The organism is Mycolicibacterium llatzerense (assembly GCF_000878195.1).
Classification (GTDB): domain Bacteria; phylum Actinomycetota; class Actinomycetes; order Mycobacteriales; family Mycobacteriaceae; genus Mycobacterium; species Mycobacterium llatzerense.
Window position 1 is genome coordinate 96084 of record NZ_JXST01000005.1, and the last position, 15818, is coordinate 111901.

Sequence of the window (15818 nt, forward strand, 5' to 3'; positions counted from 1 at the left end):
CGTAAGGGCCGACCCCCTAGGTATTGCTACTCAAATTACGCTGACCTGCGGCGTTCCTGCCACAGGACAGCGGCCAGGCAGACGGCCGCCAGGACGGCGATGACGACGGCGAAGCTGACGCCGGCTGCCTGCAGACCCCAACGCTGGGCGGCGAACCCGAGGCTGACGACCGGCAGCGAGATGGCCACGTAGGCCACCACGAAGTACGTCGAACTGACTTCGGCGCGACGCTCGGTCGGGGTGCCTTCGACGACGGCCGCCAGGCCGCGACTGAAGCTGATGCCCTGCCCGACGCCGGCCACCACGGCCGCGGCCAGCAGGCCGGCCAGCGACGAAAACTGCAGTGCCACAGCCAGAATCGCCATGCCCGCGACCAGGAGCGCGCAGCCCAGCGCGACGGCCCGCGGGGGATGGAGGCGTCGGCCGGCCAGCTGAGCGGCGGCCGAGGCGGCGAAGATCGAGGCCGCTACGGCGCCGCCGACAGCGTGGTTGTCGATGCCGATGACGCTGCTGACGAACGACGGCGCCACCGCGGTGAACAGGCCCATCACCGCGAAGCCCGCGAAGGCGGCGGTGGCGGCGAGGACGAACGTCGCGCGGACTTCGGCGGGGACCGACAACCGCTGGAAACCGATCCGGCCGGTGCGGCTCGAGGTCTCCGGGACCAACCAGACCGCCACGATGGCCAGCACCGCCAACACGATGTGCACGAGGAACGGCAGCTGCAACGGGTGCGGCAGGTACTGCACCAGCAGGCCGGCCACGACGGGTCCGGCGCCGAGCCCGCCGATGTTGGCGATGGTGGCACCGGCCGCGGCCTGCTCCCGGCGGGCCTCGGGCACGGACTCGACGACCGCGGCCGTCGCCGTGCCGGTGAAGATGCCCGCCGACAACCCGGACAACAACCTGCCCACCAGCAGCAACGGCACGCTGTCGGCGTAGAGGAAGACGACGGCGCTCGCGATGGCGGCGAGCGCCCCCGCGATCAGCACCGGCCGTCGCCCGACGGCGTCGGACCAGCGGCCGAACAGCAGCAGTGCGGCCAGCACGCCGATGGCGTACGCCGAGAAGATGACCGTCGTCGTCAGGACCGCGAAGTGCAGCTCGTGCGCGTACAGCGCGTAGATCGGGGTCGGCAGCGTGGTGCCCAACATGATGGCGGCGAAGGCATAGGCCAGCAGCGGAAAGCCAAGGCGCGAGGTCACGGTTCGAGTTTGGAGCACGGGTAGGGCAACGCGGGCGGGACGCGCTGGCATTCCTCGGTCAGCGGATTGTCCGGGGTGGCGCCGGCGACGTCACGACAACCGCGACGGCGGCGTCGTCGCCGACCTGGCGGAGCTTGTGCTGCGTGGCGGCGTCGAAATAGGCGCTGTCGCCGGCGGACAGCTCGACGAGACGGCCGTCGTAGTTGAGTTCGATTGTCCCCGAGTGGACGAACACGAACTCCTGACCGGGATGCGTCGGGTGGGCATGGGCGGCGAACTGGCGGCCGGGCCGCACCACGAACGGCGACATGGCTTTGCCCAGCATCCCTGACGCGATCGCGTGATTGCGGGCGGTGCCGCGGTCGGCGGCGCGTTCGACGGTGAACGTGCTGACTTCCGGATCGTCGGAAAAGAGTTGCGCCACATCCACATCGAGCGTTCGGGAGATTTTGAGCGCCGCGGCGATCGACGGCACACTCTGGCCCCGCTCGACCTTGGACAGGTAGCTCTTGGTCAGCCCGGTGCCGGCTGCCAGCTCCTCCAGCGTCATCCCGCGTTGCTGGCGCACCGCACGCAACAAGCCACTCACGGATGTGAGGATATCCCATTGACTGCATGACACATTGTGTCCTATGGTCAGCAATGTGTCATTGAGGTGCGGCCACGCACCAAAGCTGAGGGGAGTACCGATGACCGACACGATGCACGACTCCAAGGGCGAACTGATGCAGCGCGCCGAGGACGGACTGAACCGCCATATCGCGGAGTCCAACCTGACCGTCCGCCAGAAGCTGGCGCTGACCTGCCGGGCGCTGTTCGACGCCGGACACGACTCGGGCCTGGCCGGGCAGATCACCGCCCGCGCCGAGGAGCCGGGCACCTACTACACCCAGCGACTCGGCCTGGGCTTCGACGAGATCACCGCAGGCAACCTGCTGCTCGTCGACGAGGATCTCAACGTCCTCGACGGCGGCGGAATGGCCAACCCCGCCAACCGTTTTCACTCCTGGATCTACCGAGCCCGGCCGGACGTGAACTGCATCGTGCACACGCACCCGTTCCACGTCGCGGCGCTGTCGATGCTCGAAATTCCGCTGATCGTCTCGCAGATGGACATCGCGCCGCTGTACGACGACTGCGCGTTCCTGGCGGACTGGCCCGGCGTGCCGGTGGGCAACGAGGAAGGCGAGATCATCTCCGGTGCGCTGGGGGACAAGAAGGCAATCCTGCTGGCCCACCACGGTCAGGTGGTCGCCGGGGCCAGCGTCGAGGAAGCCTGCTCGCTGGCCATGCTCATCGAACGCGGGGCCAAGCTCCAGTTGGCCGCCATGGCCGCCGGCACCATCGCCCCGCTGCCCGACCGGCTGGCCCGTGAAGCCCACGACTGGACGCTGACGCCCAAGCGCAGCATCGCCAACTTCGCCTACTACGCACGGCGCGCGCTGGGGCGCCACCCCGACGCCCTCGACAACTGACGAACCCAGAAGGGACACGACCCCATGACCGATATCCACGGCATCATCGCCTACCCCATCACCCCGTTCACCGCTGACGGCGCCACCGTCGACACCGCCACGTTGGCGGCCGTCGTCGAGCAACTGGTCGGCACCGGCGCGCACGCCATCGCCCCGCTGGGCAGCACCGGCGAGTCGGCGTACCTCACCGAGGACGAGTTCGACGCCGTCGTCGACGCCACCGTCGCCGTCGTCGACGGCCGGGTCCCCGTCATCGTCGGAGCGTCAGATCTGACCACCGCCAACACCATTCGGCGCGCACGGTACGCGCAGCAGGCCGGCGCCGACGCCGTGATGGTGCTGCCGATCTCGTACTGGAAGCTGGGCGAGCGGGAGATTTTCCAGCACTACGCCAGCATCTCGGCCGCCGTCGACCTGCCGATCATGGTGTACAACAACCCCGCGACCAGCGGCATCGACATGCAACCCGAACTGCTGGTGCGGATGTTCAACGACATCGACAACGTCCGCATGGTCAAGGAGTCCACCGGCGACCTCAACCGGATGCTGCGGATCAAGGAGCTCTCCGGCGGCACGCTGCCGTTCTACAACGGGAGTAACCCGCTGGTGCTCGACGCCCTGCTGGCCGGCGCGTCCGGATGGTGCACCGCCGCACCGAATCTACGTCCGCAGCCGTGCCTCGATCTGTACGACGCGGTGCGGCGCGGCGATCGGGCTCGCGCGCAGGAGATCTACGACGATCTCGCGCCGCTGCTGCGCTTCATCGTCGCGGGCGGACTGCCGACGACCGTCAAAGCCGGACTGGATCTGTTGGGGCGCAATGCCGGGGCTCCGCGTCCGCCGTTGCTGCCGCTCGACGAGGCCGGCCGCGCCGAACTCAAGGGCCTGCTCGCCGACGCGTGAGTGCGCCTACTCGACCGGGCAGGCGTACTTTCTGGCGACGTCCATCACCCGCTGCTGGGCGCCGGGGCCGATGACGCCCTGCGCGGCCAGCTCCAGATTGATGTAGCCGGGGAGGCCGCCGATGCACGCCTGGTGCGCCACGCGCCACGCGGTATCCGGATTCAGGTTGTAGCCGTTGCGCTCCAGGCCCTGCAGGTATTGGTCGAACTGCGGCGTGCCCTGGTCCGGTATGGCGCTGGCCGCGCCGGCCAAGGCAATGGCGGCAGCGATCGCTGCGATAAGAGCCGCGACTGCACGTCTCATGTCCGTCCCCCTACAGGCATGTGAACCGGTTACCGGCCTACACGTTCGCACATCGCACTGACTCAGAAACTCTGAACCGTCGTAATCGGGTTGGGGCTACCGGGGTCCTAAACTGGCGTGATGTCGAAGCTGCAGCTGGTTCAGGAGCCGTCCGCCGACGCACTGCTCGAGTCCAACCCGTTCGCGTTGTTGGTCGGAATGCTTCTTGATCAACAGATTCCGATGGAAGTGGCGTTCGCGGGGCCGAAGAAACTCGAAGACCGCCTCGGTGGGCTGGAGGCCGGCGTCGTTGCCGACTACAACCCCGACAAATTCGCCGAGCTGTTCGCGCAAACCCCTGCGGTGCACCGGTTTCCGGGATCCATGGCCAAGCGGGTGCAGGCGCTGTCGCAGGTGATCGTCGACGAGTACGACGGCAACGCCGCGTCGCTGTGGACCACCGGCGACCCCGACGGCAAGGAGGTGCTGCGCCGGCTCAAGGCATTGCCCGGGTTTGGTGAGCAGAAGGCCAAGATCTTCCTGGCGCTGCTGGGCAAGCAGTACGGCGTCACGCCCGAGGGCTGGCGCACCGCGGCCGGCGACTACGGCAAGCAGGGCACGCACATGTCCGTCGCCGACGTCGTCGACAAGGGCTCACTGGACCAGGTCCGCGCCTACAAGAAGCAGATGAAGGCAGCGGCCAAAGCGGCCAAGGCCTGATCCCGCTTTCGAGAGTGGGGGATTACGAGGAAATTCGGGCGATTCTTCTCGTAAAACCCCACGGTCGACGCAACTAGAGCGCGGGCCCGTCGAACCGGTCCCGGGTGGTGAACTCCGACACCGGACGGCGGGTCAGCTTCGTCACCTGCGTGACCGGCTTGCCCAGTGGCAGCATGCACGCCACCGCGTAATTGTCCGGGATGCCGAGCAGTTCGCGCACTGCGGGCTCCTGCGCCACCACCATGGTCGTCAGCACGCCGCCGAAGCCTTCGTTGCGGGCGGCGAGCAGAACGCCCCAGACAAACGGGTAGATCGATGCCCCGCTGATCACGCCGATGCGATCCAGATGCTGATCGAACGCCGCGGCCACACCCAGGTCCAGACACACCACGAGCACGACCTCGGCGCCCAACAGGGTGCCGGTGACCATGCTGTCGGGGACCGGAGTGGCCTCGACGACGGCGGGGTCAACGCCGCAGGGCCGCAACGGGTTCCAGGGGCCTTCGCCCGCGGCGATCTGTGCGACGTACTGCCTGGCGCCGGGCTTGGAGAGCTCGCCCAGTTTCTTGCGCGTCTCGACGTCACGCACCGCGATCACCCGCGCGCCCTGCCGGTTGCCACCACTCGGGGCGAAGCGGGCGTTGTCGAGGATCCGTTCGAGCACTTCGTCGGACAGGGGCTCGCCGCTGAACTTACGGACGGCCCCGGTCGTGCGCATGACGTCGTAAATCTCCATACCGAACATCATGCGTATGCGAAGGTGATGTGTATGGCTAAGACACACTTGAATTGCCCCTGCGGCGAGGCGATCTCCGGCAGCGACGAGGACGACCTGGTCGAGAAGGCACAGACCCATCTCGCCGAGCAGCACCCCGGTCGCGAGTACGACCGGGAAATGATTCTGTTCATGGCTTACTGAGCCAATAAAAAGCGAGCGTGGCTGCCGTCGGGGGCAGCCACGCTCGCTGTTGCTTGTTTGTCGGTGTCGCGCGGGGACCGGCTCCGATTCGTGGTTTGAACAGCGCGTCCCGTTTCGATCGGTGCCCGGCCGTCATACTGACGAGCGTGACGCCGAGAAAGGCAGGGGAGCCGACTCCGGAGCGGGGATGGCTCACGCCGAAGCAGCAGCGGGCCTGGGTGGCCTACATGCGGGTGCAGCTGCGGATGAATTACGAGATGAACCGGCAGCTGCAAGCCGACACGGGGCTGTCACTGGCTGACTACGACGTGCTGGTCGCGCTCAGCGGCGACCACGGTGTCGGCCTGCGGGTCGGCGACTTGGCGGCGCAGATCGGCTGGGAACGTAGCCGGCTCTCACACCAACTGCGGCGCATGGAAGAACGCGGCTTGACCGAGCGTCAGCCGAGCGCCGAGGACGGCCGCACCACCAATGTCGTGCTGACCGTCAACGGTCGTCGGGCGATCGCCGACGCCGCACCCGGGCATGTCGACCTGGTGCGCAGTCTGTTCTTCGATCCGCTGCCGGAGAACCTGCTCGGGCCGTTTACCGCGGCGTTGGAGCACATCCACGTCAACCTCGATCATCACAGCTCGCTTCCGCCCTCACCGGGCTAGAATTAGGTGATAAGTCACCTATGGGAGTGCCATGAGTGAAATCATCGCCGGTCTGATGGAAGCCAATCTGCTGGCTGTGTTCAACGAGCGTGACCCGCAGCTCCGCGCCGCTGCGATCGCCGAGACCTACGCGGACGACGTGACGTGGACCGATGACGAAGGCATCGCCGTCGGCCACGACCAGCTGAATGCCAAGGCGGCTGAGCTGCAGGAAAAGTTGCCCGGCCTGCACTTCGTGAAAGCTGGCCCGGTCCGGCAGACCCGTGGCCTGGGTTTCCTGGCGTGGGAGGTTCACACCCCGGACCACGCCACGGTGGCGTCGGGCTTCGACGTCGCCGAGGTCGCCGACGAACGCATCATCCGGTTGTGGACGGTGTTGAATGATGCGGAATAGGTGATACATCACCTAAGTTGATACGGGTGGAACTACAAGCCACACAGAAACGGAGCCCGATCATGGGACAGCTCGACGGCAAGACGGCACTGGTAACCGGAGGAACGTCGGGCATCGGCCTGGCGACCGCAAAGCGCCTCGCGGATGAGGGCGCGTACGTCTTCATCACCGGACGCGATCGCACTCGGCTCGACGAGGCGGCCGCGTCCATCGGCGCGCACGGTGTGCAGAGCGACATCAGCAAGCCCGAAGAACTCGACGTCCTGGCCGCCGAAATCGCCAAGCACGGCAAAGGACTCGACGTCGTCTTCGCCAATGCCGGCGGCGGCGACTTCGCCACCCTCGCCGACGTGACGCCGCAGCACTACCGGGACAACTTCGATCGCAATGTGGCCGGCACGGTGTTCACCGTGCAGAAGACGCTGCCGCTGCTCAACGACGGGGCGTCGATCATCCTCGCCGGGTCCACCGCCGCCTCCGAGGGCGTTCCGGCATTCGGCCTCTACGCCGCGTCCAAAGCCGCCATCCGGTCTCTGGGTCGCACGTGGGCGGCGGAGCTGGCCGATCGCAACATCCGGGTCAATACCGTCATCCCGGGCCCGATCGAAACTCCAGGACTCACCGGCTTGGCGCCGGCCGAGCAGAAACAGGATCTACTCGACGGCATGGCTGCTCAGGTGCCGATGAAGAGGCTGGGGCGCCCCGAGGAGATCGCCGCAGCGGTGCTCTTCCTGGCCTCGGACCAGAGCAGCTTCATGACCGGGGCGGAGCTGGCCGTCGACGGTGGCCAGATCCAGCTCTAGAAACACGTCGAGACGACGCCCCGTGGGCGTCGTCTCGACATGTCGGGCGAGGGTTTACGGCACCACCGAGGAACCGATGGTGGGCATGAACTGGCACTGCTTCTCGGTCGTCGTCACCTGACCGAAGATCGTCGACATGATGCTGCCCGAGCCGGTGTCGACGATGGCGGTCAGCGTCGTCGGCCCCTGCGGGTTGATATCGGCCTGCGGCTTGAGGGTCGCGCTGCCCGACTTGCCGGTGGTCAGGTTGACCCAGGTGACGTTCAGCGGCAGCTTCTGCTCGGCCGCCGGGCCGGGCGTGCCGACCGCGGTGAACACGTAGGCGGTCTGGCCGGGGGCCCGGGGTCGGAATCTTAGCGGGGCCGGCCACGGTGATGGCCGTCCCGAGGACGTTGCCGCCGTCGGCCTGGCAGCCATTGCTGATTGACGGGTACATGAAGTCCTGCGTGATCGGCGTGCCCGGTCCGAACGCCCCGGCCGGAGCCGGCGCTGCTGCGGGTGCCGCAGCAGGTGCGGCTTCGGGAGCCGGGACCGTCGCCGCGGCCTGGGTGACGGGTGCAGATGCCGGAGCGGCTTCAGGAGCAGGAGCAGGAGCAGGAGCCGGCGCGGGGGCCGGAGCCGGAGCAGCGGCAGGCGCCGGTGCAGCTTCAGGGGCCGGGGCCGGAGCAGCTTCTGCCACCGGACCGACGGCGTGCACCGGGTCGACGCCGGCAGGCAGGTGGGCCTCGACGCCCGGCACCGCGCCGGGGGCCGGCACGTGCGGGGCTTCCGGTGCGGCCGCGAACTGGTTCACGGCGTTGGCCAGATTCTTCGAATCCGACGGTGCGGCCTGGCTGCCGGCGAACGCCCGGGCTGCTGCCATGAGCAGCTCCGCGGCGCCCGCCGGATCAGCGGCGGCCTGCTGGATCACCGGGGCGAGAGTCTGCATGGCCGGCAGGCCAGGAGCCTGGAGGCCATCGATGGGCAGCGGCAACGGCAGTGGCGACGTCGGATCAGCGTGAGCGACTGTGGCCGCGCTGATCGTGAGTGCGACGGATGCGCCAAGCGCGATGAACAGCTTCCTCGATTGCATGTCTCTCCCCGGTTTCGTATCGGTTATCTGGTTACGGTGCGGATCACGGCAAGCCGGAGGTGATGACCGGCGCGAGGCTGGTCAGGCTCATGATCCCGGGCACGACGCCCGGGATGGCCTGCGCCGCGGGTGCGGCAGCCGCCACTGCGGCGGGTGCGGTGGCCAGCGGAGACGCAGCAGCCGGAGCGGCAGCCAACGGCGCGGCGAGCGGAGCCGTAGCGGCGGCCAGCGGAGCTGCGGCAGCCGGAGCAGCAGCGGCGAGCGGAGCTGTCAGCGGTGCCGCTGCGGCCGCGAGCGGTGCGGTGGCCGCGGCCAGCGGTGAGGTGGCGGTCGTCGCAGCGGCAACCGGAGCGGCGGCAGCCGTTTGCGGCAGCAGGTTCGCCAGCGGCAGACCGGCCGGCAGCAGCGAGGTCAGGTCACCCGGGAAGGCGATCTGCTTCGGCAGCGGCACCGGCGAGCCCGGAATCTGCGGCAGGTTGATGTTGGCCGACGGGATGATGCCCTGGGCCGGGGCGGCAGCTGCGGGTGCAGCGGCTGCCGGAGCGGTGGCGGCGGGGACCAGGTTCTGCGGCAGGGTCACCGACGCGGTGGCGGCGGGAGCAGCCGGCGCGCCGGACGTCAGGGCCTGCGTGACCCCCGACAGCGCCTGGACCGGAGCCTGGGCGAGTTCATTCACCAGCGGCGTGCCGGGCACGACGGGTGCTGGGGCCGCGGGGGCCGGGTCGGCGGCGGCGACAGCGCTCAGCGCGATCGCCACCGGGACTGCGCCGGCGGCGGCAATCATGCTGGTGGCCAACAGTTTTCCAGTGGTGCGGTTGCGCATGTGAGGGGTCCTCCCGGTACAGGTGTGGCGCGTCAGTACCGAAGGTATGCCGTTACTGGTGTTACTCAAGTGACACGTGTGGCATTTATAGATCCGTTACTGACCCGAAGGCGAAGGGAGACCGACCGTTACAGTCGTGCGATAAACACCGCCACGCGATCAGTCCTGCGCTGGGCGCCACTGATGCTGGCGCTCAGCGTCGCTGCGCGCTTCGCCTGGACCTACCTCGTGCCCAACGGGGCCAACTTCGTCGACCTCCACGTCTACGTCGGCGGCGCGGCGACGCTCGGCAGCGGCCATCCGCTGTACGACTACGTCTACGCCGACCAGACGCCGGACTTCCCGCTGCCGTTCACCTATCCGCCGTTCGCCGCTGTGCTGTTCTATCCGCTGCACTTCGTGCCGTTCGATTTGCTGGCGTTCTGCTGGCAAGTGGGGATCATCGGTGCGCTGTACGGCGTGGTGTGGATCAGCTTGCGGCTCATCGGGTTAGGCGATCCCGCGCACCGGCTGGCCATGGCGTGGACGGCCGTCGGCATCTGGACCGAGCCGCTGCGCAGCACCTTCGACTACGGGCAGATCAACGTCATCCTCGTGCTGGGCGCGCTCTATGCGGTCTACAGCACCCGCTGGTGGTGGTCCGGTCTGCTGGTCGGCGTGGCGGCCGGAGTGAAGCTGACGCCCGCGGTGACGGGCCTGTACTTCGTGGGCGTCCGGCGTTGGGGCGTGGCGGTGTTCGCGGCCGTGACGTTCGCCGGCACCGTGCTGGTGTCGTGGTTGGTGCTGCGCGGTCAGGCGCTCTACTACTTCACCGATCTGCTGGGCGACGCCAATCGCATCGGCCCCGTCGCGACGTCGTTCAACCAGTCCTGGCGCGGCGCGATCTCGCGAATCGTCGGGCACGACGCCGGTTTCGAGCCGGCGGTGGTGATCGCGGTGGTACTGACGGCCGTACTCGCAGTGTTCGCCTGGCGCGCCGTCTACGGTCCCGATCGGCCCGACCGGCTGGGTGCGCTGCTGGTGGTGCAGTTGTTCGGGCTGCTCTTCTCGCCGATCTCGTGGACCCACCACTGGGTGTGGCTGATCCCGCTGATGATGTGGCTGTGGCACGGGCCGTTCGCGGCGCTGGCCAGCGCGCGGGCGTTGCGCTGGACCTGGCTGGTGCTGCTACTGGTCGGGGTGCCGTGGCTGCTGAGCTTCGCGCAGCCGACGATCTGGGTGATCAGCCGCCCGTGGTACCTGGCGTGGGCGGGGCTGATCTACCCGGTGATGACGCTCGTGACGCTGGCGTGGATGGCCCGGCGCGCGACGATCAAGCGGTGAGGCACGAGCCGCGTTGAGTAGTGCGGCAAATCCGGCCTAGACGACGAGTCCGTTGATGTCCTCGGCCATCGCCACGTCTTTGTCGGTGATGCCGCCCTCTGAATGCGTGACCAGAACGAAAGTGACTGTCCGCCAACGAATATCGATGTCCGGGTGATGGTCCTTGGCTTCGGCGTGGATCGCCACCCGGCGCACGGCATCGATGCCGTCGAGGAACGTCGGGAATTTCACGGACCTGCGTAGTGCGCCGTCGGCTCGTTCCCAGCCCCCGGGCAGTGCGGCGTCTACTTGTTCATCGGTGAGGACGGCCATGGGGCCCATTGTTGCGGCGATCGTGGGGGATTACGAGGAATTCCTGCCGAATTCTCGCGTAAACCCCCACGCTCGACGGTCTGGCCTGTGGATAAGCCCGGAATGCGGCACTGAATTGTCGGATGTCCGGCCGAGGGTGGGCACCATGGACCCACTTATCCTCGGTTCGCAGGCGTTACGCGCCGGCGTTCTAACCGAGCACCACCTGCGTAGCCGCTATCGCATGGTTTATCGCAACGTGTACCTGGCCAAGGGCGTTGCCATGACGGCAGAGCTCAAGGCGCGTGCCGGTTGGCTGTTCGCCGGTCCGGATGCGGTGTTGGCCGGGGTGTCGGCGGCGGCAATGCACGGCACGAAGTGGCTCGGCGCCGATTCGCCCGCGGTGGTGGTCCGCCCAGATCGTCACTGCCCGAAGGGGCTGACGTCGTATTCGTATGCCCTTGCGCCACAAGATATCTGCATGCGACGGGGCATCCCGGTAACCACGGCAGCCCGCACCGCGTTTGACCTCATGCGACTGCTGCCGCCCGGACGGGCCGTGCCGATCGTCGATGCGCTCATGAACGCAACCGACCTGAAAGTCATCGACATTGAACCGTTGGTCGCGGCGAATCGAGGCATCCGCGGGGTACGGCAGGCGGAGTCCACGTTGGCCTTGGTGGACGGTGGTGCGGAGTCGCCGCAGGAATCCCGGCTGCGGTTGGCGCTGGTGGCCGGCGGGCTCCCGATTCCCGAGACGCAGATCCGGTTCTACGACGAGTACGGCGAGGCCTTCCTCCGGGTCGACATAGGCTGGCGCCAGTGGAAAGTGGCGGTCGAGTACGACGGCGTGCAGCACTGGAACGACAGCCGCCAGCGGGCTTGGGACATCGAGCGCATCGCGATCTTGGAAGCGATGGGATGGGTCGTCATCAGGGTCAGCGCCACGATGTTGGGTGAACCCGAAAAGCTGGTTGCGAGGGTGCGCGCGAAGCTACGTGCCAGAGGCTGCCCGGTCTGAGCCCCGGCGAGCGTGGGGGTTTACGAGGAATTCTTGCCGGATTTCCGCGTAAACCCCCACGCTCGACGAGCAAGTAGCCTGACCGACGTGATCGTCGTCGCAGGTGCGCTCATCGCCGACGCCAAACTGTTGGTCGCTCAGCGCAATCGGCCGCCGGAACTGGCGGGCCTCTGGGAGCTGCCCGGTGGGAAGGTGGCGCCGGGGGAGAGCGACGAGCAGGCGCTGGCCCGCGAGCTCCAGGAAGAACTCGGCGTCGAGGTGACGGTCGGGAAGAAGCTGGGCGAGGACGTGCCGTTGTCCGACACCGTCACGTTGCGGGCGTACCGGGTGTCGACCAACGACGCGCCCCACGCCCACGATCATCACGCCGTGCGCTGGGTGGGCACCGACGAACTCGACGAGCTGCCCTGGGTGCCGGCGGACCGGGCGTGGCTCGCAGAACTGAAGGTCGCGCTGGCTCAGTAGTGCAGCTTGTCGCCGACGACGCGCGTCGACGCCATCGCGCTGCCGTGCTGCGCGGTGTAGAGCGGATGTAGCAGCGCCGGGTACTTGCAATGCGGGCAGTCGGTCTTCGGCTTGTTCACCGTGGAGAACGTCAAATGGTGACACGCAGCACACCTCACCACGAAGAATCCGCCTGCCCAATTGGCCAAACCAGCGAATATCGCGGCCGTTGCGCCGAGTGCCAGAACGAATCCGACGACACCGGTCAGCACTTCGTAGATTGTCATGACGACGACCTCCTCGCGCTCGTTCCCTGGAACTGACGAGACGCTTCCACGGTACGCGCGATGCGAATAAAGAGGCAGGTCAATCGCTATATATCAAGCCTTGCGGGCGCGCTTGTAAACCTTCTCGAGATCCTTGCCGTGGATCCCGTGGTGCGCCGCTTTCTGGACCTTGTGCAGCACCAGCGGACACCGTTTGCACCGGGGCTTGCTGCGGCAGCACTTCTTCTTCGGTTTAGCCCCGGCTAGCTTGCTGGCCTTCATCGACTAGCAGTTTTGCCAGGCCGCCCGCAGTTTCGCAAACCGACCCCCTCGCTGCGACAATCTCTGACGTGAGTGAGCAGCCCAAATTCCGCAATGTTGCCATCGTCGCGCACGTCGACCACGGCAAGACGACGCTCGTCGACGCCATGCTGCGGCAGTCCGGCGCCCTGACGCACCGCGGCGACGACGCTGTCGAGCGACTGATGGACTCCGGTGACCTGGAGAAGGAAAAGGGCATCACCATCCTGGCCAAGAACACCGCGGTGCACCGGCACCACGCGGACGGGACCATGACGGTGATCAACGTCATCGACACCCCGGGCCACGCCGACTTCGGTGGTGAGGTCGAGCGCGGCCTGTCCATGGTGGACGGTGTCGTGCTGCTGGTCGACGCCTCCGAAGGCCCGCTGCCGCAGACCCGTTTCGTGCTGCGCAAGGCGCTGGCCGCCCACCTTCCGGTGCTGCTGGTGGTCAACAAGACCGACCGGCCCGACGCCCGCATCGCCGAGGTCGTCGAAGAGAGCCACGACCTGCTGCTCGACGTCGCTTCCGACCTGGACGAGGAAGCCCAGGCTGCCGCCGAGAAGGCACTGGACCTGCCGACGCTGTACGCGTCGGGCCGGGCCGGTATCGCCTCGACCACGCAGCCCGCCAACGGCGAAAACCCCGACGGCGAGAACCTCGATCCGCTGTTCGACGTGCTGCTCGAGCACATCCCGCCGCCAGCCGGCAACCCCGAAGCCCCGCTGCAGGCCCTGGTCACCAACCTTGACGCCTCGGCCTTTCTGGGTCGTCTGGCGCTGGTCCGTATCTACAACGGCAAGATCAAGAAGGGCCAACAGGTGGCCTGGATGCGCGAGGTCGACGGCCATCCGGTGATCACCAACGCCAAGATCACCGAGCTGCTGGTCACCGAGGGCGTGGAACGCACCGCGACAGCGGAAGCCGTCGCCGGCGACATCGTGGCCGTCGCGGGCATGCCGGAGATCATGATCGGCGACACCCTGGCCGACGTGGACCATGCGCACGCGCTGCCTCGCATCACCGTTGACGAGCCCGCCATCTCGGTGACCATCGGCACCAACAGCTCGCCGCTGGCGGGCAAGGTCTCCGGTCACAAGCTGACGGCGCGAATGGTCAAGTCCCGCTTGGATTCCGAGCTGGTCGGTAACGTGTCCATCAAGGTCGTCGACATCGGCCGCCCGGATGCCTGGGAGGTCCAGGGCCGTGGTGAGCTGGCGCTGGCCGTGCTGGTCGAGCAGATGCGCCGCGAAGGCTTCGAGATGACCGTCGGCAAGCCGCAGGTGGTCACCCGCCAGGTCGACGGCAAGCTGCACGAGCCGTTCGAGGCCATGACCATCGACTGTCCTGAGGAGTTCGTCGGCGCCATCACTCAGCTGATGGCCGCCCGCAAGGGCCGCATGGAAGAGATGACCAACCACGCTGCCGGGTGGGTCCGCATGGACTTCATCGTGCCGTCGCGTGGCCTGATCGGCTTCCGCACCGACTTCCTGACCCTGACGCGCGGCACCGGCATCGCCAACGCTGTGTTCGACGGCTACCGCCCGTGGGCCGGCGAGATCCGCGCCCGGCACACCGGTTCGCTGGTCTCCGACCGCACCGGCTCGGTGACCCCGTTTGCGATGATCCAGCTGGCCGACCGCGGTCAGTTCTTCGTCGAGCCCGGCCAGGACACCTACGAGGGCCAGGTCGTGGGCATCAACCCGCGCGCCGAGGACCTCGACATCAACGTCACCCGCGAGAAGAAGCTGACGAACATGCGCAGCTCGACCGCAGACGTGATGGAGACGCTGGCGCGGCCGCTGGAGCTCGGCCTGGAACAGGCCATGGAGTTCTGCGCCGAGGACGAGTGCGTCGAGGTCACCCCCGAGATCGTGCGCGTGCGCAAGGTCGAGCTGACCGCCAGCCTGCGGGCCCGGGCCAAGTCCCGCGAGAAGGCTCGCAACAACTAACGAACGACGCTCAACGGCCGGTTAGTACACGCAAATCACGAAAACGCGTGCGCTAACTGGCCGTTCGGCGTTCGAGCCAGGCCACGCCGTCCTGGGCTGCTTTGATCAGCGCGCCACGCTCACCGAAATACGTCGAGACCGCACCGACCCACGGCAGCGCGCTCAAGCGTTGCCACCACTTCGTCGGCTGCGGCCGCTTGGCGATCTCGTCGAACGTCGCGCGCAGGATCCCGGCCAGCTGCCAGACCGTCCGCACGACCACCACCGGCATCGACGACGTGATGGCCTCCAGCGGCTTCCAGCCCGGCGGCGGTGCTTCGGGCAGCGGCGCGGGCTCCTGTGCCGGTACGTCGAAGTCTTCCGGCAGTTGCCGCCCGCACAACACCTCGGCCAGCAGGCGCACCTGCTCACGTTGATCGGTGACGTCGTATTCGCGAGCCACCGCGCACAACACGATGGCGTCGTTGACGAACCCGGCCAGTTCGCTCACCGGCAGCACCCGGGCCAGCCAGCCGAAGGCCCCCGGCGTGGCCACCAGCAGCGTGTTCAAGGCGCCGACGCGGTGCACCCACCAGTGGATGCGCTCGTCGCGGCTCAGCCGGCCCCACGCGGCGGTGCCGGGGAGGTCGGCGGCGTTCATCAGCTGGGCGCCGGCATTCATGGCGAAGTCCGTGGCACTGGGGTTGCGACCGGCCTGAGCGCGCCGGAACCGCAGCCGCAGCCGACGGACCCGGTCGCTCAATCCGCGGGGCGGACGCAGTAACCGGTGCGTGCGCTTGCGCAGCCCGATGGGATCGGCCTGCGACAGCACATTGAGCAGCGGGTTGATCACCGCGACCGCGCGGCTCAGGGCATCGGCGACGTCGGCATCGGAAAGCGGGGTGTACGGCTTCGGCAGCAGGCCCATACCGCTGATTGTGGACTACATCGGCGGCGAGCGGAGCGACAGGGATTTGCCGCGGGGGC

General features: G+C 67.7%; 20 protein-coding genes and 1 pseudogene. 11 read left to right on the forward strand and 10 right to left on the reverse strand.

What is annotated here, in order from left to right; genetic code table 11:
• Positions 1–35: 35 nt before the first annotated feature.
• Positions 36–1256, reverse strand: coding sequence for an MFS transporter (locus tag TL10_RS05005; protein ID WP_043984757.1), 1221 nt, complete (start codon positions 1254–1256; stop codon positions 36–38).
• A gap of 7 nt (positions 1257–1263) precedes the next feature.
• Positions 1264–1794, reverse strand: coding sequence for a helix-turn-helix domain-containing protein (locus TL10_RS05010; protein ID WP_043395595.1), 531 nt, complete (start codon positions 1792–1794; stop codon positions 1264–1266).
• 100 nt (positions 1795–1894) lie between these two features.
• Between TL10_RS05010 and TL10_RS05015 the strand changes: the two genes are divergently transcribed.
• Both TL10_RS05015 and TL10_RS05020 read left to right on the forward strand, forming a co-directional pair.
• Entirely contained in the window at positions 1895–2680 is a 786-nt protein-coding gene (locus tag TL10_RS05015) for an aldolase (protein ID WP_043984758.1), read from the forward strand.
• A gap of 24 nt (positions 2681–2704) precedes the next feature.
• Positions 2705–3583, forward strand: a complete 879-nt coding sequence (locus TL10_RS05020) for a dihydrodipicolinate synthase family protein (protein WP_043984759.1) — start codon at positions 2705–2707, stop codon at positions 3581–3583.
• Between the two features lie 6 nt (positions 3584–3589).
• On the opposite strand, the gene TL10_RS05025 is transcribed toward TL10_RS05020, so the two are convergent.
• Complete coding sequence (locus tag TL10_RS05025; protein ID WP_043984760.1) at positions 3590–3886, reverse strand: DUF732 domain-containing protein; 297 nt, start codon at positions 3884–3886, stop codon at positions 3590–3592.
• A gap of 120 nt (positions 3887–4006) precedes the next feature.
• Between TL10_RS05025 and TL10_RS05030 the strand changes: the two genes are divergently transcribed.
• Positions 4007–4585, forward strand: a complete 579-nt coding sequence (locus TL10_RS05030; RefSeq protein WP_043395583.1) for an HhH-GPD-type base excision DNA repair protein — start codon at positions 4007–4009, stop codon at positions 4583–4585.
• A gap of 73 nt (positions 4586–4658) precedes the next feature.
• Here the strand turns inward: TL10_RS05030 and TL10_RS05035 are convergent, their stop codons facing one another.
• Positions 4659–5321, reverse strand: coding sequence for a nitroreductase family protein (locus TL10_RS05035; protein ID WP_043984828.1), 663 nt, complete (start codon positions 5319–5321; stop codon positions 4659–4661).
• A gap of 33 nt (positions 5322–5354) precedes the next feature.
• Between TL10_RS05035 and TL10_RS30005 the strand changes: the two genes are divergently transcribed.
• The 4 genes from TL10_RS30005 (at position 5355) to TL10_RS05050 (ending at position 7357) form a co-directional block, all read left to right on the forward strand.
• The gene (locus TL10_RS30005) at positions 5355–5504 is read left to right on the forward strand and encodes a DUF1059 domain-containing protein (protein WP_071289247.1); all 150 of its coding nucleotides are present in this window, start codon (positions 5355–5357) and stop codon (positions 5502–5504) included.
• A gap of 227 nt (positions 5505–5731) precedes the next feature.
• A complete protein-coding gene (locus tag TL10_RS05040; RefSeq protein WP_390892819.1) occupies positions 5732–6160 on the forward strand; it encodes a MarR family winged helix-turn-helix transcriptional regulator in 429 nt (142 codons plus the stop codon).
• A gap of 31 nt (positions 6161–6191) precedes the next feature.
• Positions 6192–6554, forward strand: coding sequence for a nuclear transport factor 2 family protein (locus tag TL10_RS05045; protein WP_043395581.1), 363 nt, complete (start codon positions 6192–6194; stop codon positions 6552–6554).
• A gap of 62 nt (positions 6555–6616) precedes the next feature.
• Positions 6617–7357 carry an SDR family NAD(P)-dependent oxidoreductase gene (locus TL10_RS05050; protein ID WP_043984830.1) on the forward strand — a complete coding sequence of 247 codons (741 nt, stop codon included), beginning with the start codon at positions 6617–6619 and terminating at the stop codon, positions 7355–7357.
• 54 nt (positions 7358–7411) lie between these two features.
• Here the strand turns inward: TL10_RS05050 and TL10_RS05055 are convergent.
• Positions 7412–8429 (reverse strand): annotated as a pseudogene (locus tag TL10_RS05055) (Rv1157c family protein).
• 43 nt (positions 8430–8472) lie between these two features.
• Positions 8473–9252 (reverse strand): hypothetical protein, encoded by a 780-nt coding sequence (locus TL10_RS05060; protein WP_338048631.1) that lies wholly within the window; start codon positions 9250–9252, stop codon positions 8473–8475.
• A gap of 141 nt (positions 9253–9393) precedes the next feature.
• Between TL10_RS05060 and TL10_RS05065 the strand changes: the two genes are divergently transcribed.
• Positions 9394–10575, forward strand: coding sequence for a mannosyltransferase (locus TL10_RS05065; RefSeq protein WP_082067849.1), 1182 nt, complete (start codon positions 9394–9396; stop codon positions 10573–10575).
• Between the two features lie 36 nt (positions 10576–10611).
• Here TL10_RS05065 and TL10_RS05070 read toward each other — a convergent pair whose 3' ends face one another.
• A complete protein-coding gene (locus tag TL10_RS05070; protein ID WP_043395575.1) occupies positions 10612–10887 on the reverse strand; it encodes a 4a-hydroxytetrahydrobiopterin dehydratase in 276 nt (91 codons plus the stop codon).
• Between the two features lie 145 nt (positions 10888–11032).
• On the opposite strand from TL10_RS05070, the gene TL10_RS05075 reads away from it, so the two are divergent.
• On the forward strand, positions 11033–11887 hold the full coding sequence (locus TL10_RS05075; RefSeq protein ID WP_043984832.1) for an endonuclease domain-containing protein: 855 nt from the start codon (positions 11033–11035) through the stop codon (positions 11885–11887).
• Positions 11888–11965: 78 nt separating this feature from the next.
• Positions 11966–12352 carry a (deoxy)nucleoside triphosphate pyrophosphohydrolase gene (locus TL10_RS05080; RefSeq protein ID WP_043984833.1) on the forward strand — a complete coding sequence of 129 codons (387 nt, stop codon included), beginning with the start codon at positions 11966–11968 and terminating at the stop codon, positions 12350–12352.
• Here TL10_RS05080 and TL10_RS05085 read toward each other — a convergent pair.
• A complete protein-coding gene (locus tag TL10_RS05085) occupies positions 12346–12618 on the reverse strand; it encodes a hypothetical protein (RefSeq protein WP_043395567.1) in 273 nt (90 codons plus the stop codon). The genes TL10_RS05080 and TL10_RS05085 overlap by 7 nt on opposite strands.
• Positions 12619–12711: 93 nt before the next feature.
• Positions 12712–12879 (reverse strand): hypothetical protein, encoded by a 168-nt coding sequence (locus tag TL10_RS30550; RefSeq protein ID WP_110767632.1) that lies wholly within the window; start codon positions 12877–12879, stop codon positions 12712–12714.
• 68 nt (positions 12880–12947) lie between these two features.
• Here TL10_RS30550 and typA point away from each other — a divergent pair, with 68 nt between their 5' ends.
• A complete protein-coding gene (gene typA / locus TL10_RS05090) occupies positions 12948–14852 on the forward strand; it encodes a translational GTPase TypA (protein ID WP_043395565.1) in 1905 nt (634 codons plus the stop codon).
• 52 nt (positions 14853–14904) lie between these two features.
• On the opposite strand, the gene TL10_RS05095 is transcribed toward typA, so the two are convergent.
• A complete protein-coding gene (locus TL10_RS05095) occupies positions 14905–15759 on the reverse strand; it encodes a hypothetical protein (RefSeq protein ID WP_043395562.1) in 855 nt (284 codons plus the stop codon).
• Positions 15760–15818: the final 59 nt, after the last annotated feature.